Annotated in this window: 2 protein-coding genes and 1 pseudogene; all 3 read right to left on the bottom strand. The window is 51.7% G+C overall.

The features are described from left to right. Positions 1-223: pseudogene (locus ACRC27_RS08850) on the bottom strand (TraB/GumN family protein); the annotation flags it as partial. A 146-nt stretch (positions 224-369) separates the two neighbouring features. Beyond that, on the bottom strand, positions 370-813 hold the full coding sequence (locus tag ACRC27_RS08845) for a DUF411 domain-containing protein (protein WP_438621905.1): 444 nt from the start codon (positions 811-813) through the stop codon (positions 370-372). 2 nt (positions 814-815) lie between these two features. Then, on the bottom strand, positions 816-1,970 hold a 1,155-nt coding region (locus tag ACRC27_RS08840), incomplete at its 5' end, for a heavy metal translocating P-type ATPase (RefSeq protein WP_438639713.1).

Below are 1,970 nucleotides of genomic sequence, written 5' to 3'. Positions count from 1 at the left end.
GTGTGTCAGCGGTGATATCAGCCTCCACGATGAGAGCATCAATATTGTCGAGTTTGCGTAGCAGCTCTGGCGGTAGGGTAGAGAGGCGATCACTGGCCATGTGAATGCTGCCAACCAGTTCGAGATCAACATCATCAAGTCGGACATCAACAGCGGGATAGGCTTGTGCCAGCGGTGACAAAAGACCCAGCCACAGGGCCAAACGGGTCAGTAATTTCTTCATGCTGTTGCTCCGGAAAAAAAGATTCTCTACTTGAGAAAATGGGGGCGGGATAAAGTTCCCGCAAGCCCCATTATGTAAATAATTCTGTTTCCGTTATTGCTGTGTACTGTTTACATTGCCGTGTACTGCTTAATTGTGCTGTTATGTTATGCGCCGTTTTGTCGGCTGTAAGGTGTTTGTTTTCCTTGTGCGTCAAACGCTAACACCACATAAGGATCTTTTTGATCGCCTTGTTCCATGCCTGGGCTACCAATAGGCATGGCCGGTGTGCTGATACCGCTGATGGCTGGTTTTTCTTTGAGCATACGGCGCACATCGGCTGCCGGAACATGCCCTTCAACAGCGTAACCTTCAACAATGGCAGTGTGGCATGACATTAAATCGGGTGTGATGTTGTGCTGCATTTTGAGCTTGTACATCTCATTATCTTCCATCATCACGGTTTTAACGTTAAACCCTTCATTTTGCATGTGTTCTGCCCATTTAGAACAGCAACCACAATACGGGGATTTATACATAGTCACATCGGTTGCTGCCCATGACGCGGCAGATGTTAACGCTAAAGTGACAGCAAAAAGGGCTCGTTTCATGTTTATTCCTGTTGTGTTGTTGGGCTATTGCGCGGTGTGAAGCGCAATAACCGGTTGGCATTTGAGACCACCGTAATGGAGGAGAGCGCCATAGCTGCGCCGGCAACAATCGGGTTCAGTAATAGCCCGATAAAAGGGTATAAAATGCCTGCCGCGACGGGGATCCCAAGCGAGTTATACACGAATGCACCGAACAAGTTTTGCTTCATATTGCGCAATACTGCTCGTGATAGAGACATGGCATCGGCCACGCCGTGCAAACTGTGGCGCATCAGGGTCATGGCTGCGGTTTCAATGGCCACATCACTGCCGCTACCCATGGCAATGCCGACATCTGCTTGAGCCAGCGCTGGGGCATCGTTGATACCATCACCAATCATGGCGACAATATTGCCTTGCTGTTGCAGGCGGCGGATTTCAGCCGCTTTACCGTCGGGCAGTACACCGGCAACTACCTGATCAATTCCTGCTTCTTGGGCAATGGCTTGTGCGGTAAGTGGGTTGTCACCGGTTAGCATGACCAGTGTAAAGCCGTCGGCACGCAGGCGTTGCAGGGCGCTGATACTGTCACTGCGTAGCGGATCTCGGATGGAAAATAGTGCCACCAGTTGTTGGTCACAAGCCAGCAACACCGGCGTTGCACCTTGTGCTGCCGCCAGTTCAAGCGGTTGTATGATGTGATCAACATCAATGTGTTGCTGTTGCATCAGCGCCAGATTACCCAGCAACAGGGATTTACCGTTTACGGTGGCTTGTACGCCCAACCCACGCAGGGTTTTGAACTCAGTCGCATCGGGTAGGGTCAGGCCGTCTGCTTTTTGCAAAATGGCCAGCGCCAGCGGATGGCTAGAGCCTTTTTCAAGCGCTGCTGCCCACTGTAAAACGTCTGTTTCAGTGTGGTTATTGAGTGCAGTAATGGCGGTGACAGTTGGCCGACCTTCGGTCAGTGTGCCGGTTTTATCAAAAACCAGTGTATTGACTTTGCTGGCCTGTTGCAGTGCATCTGCATCGCGGATGAGCACGCCAAACTCTGCTGCTCGACCGACTCCGGAGATGATGGACATCGGTGTTGCCAGACCCAGCGCGCAAGGACAGGCGATGATCAGTACAGTGGTGGTAATTGAGAGGGCGTAGGCAATGTGGGGCTGCGGGCCGAC

Origin of the sequence: Plesiomonas sp. (assembly GCF_051650925.1) — a bacterium.
Taxonomy (GTDB): domain Bacteria; phylum Pseudomonadota; class Gammaproteobacteria; order Enterobacterales; family CAMTGL01; genus Plesiomonas.
Note: the sequence above shows the minus strand (reverse complement) of the source record. Positions and strands in the feature narration are given on the sequence as shown.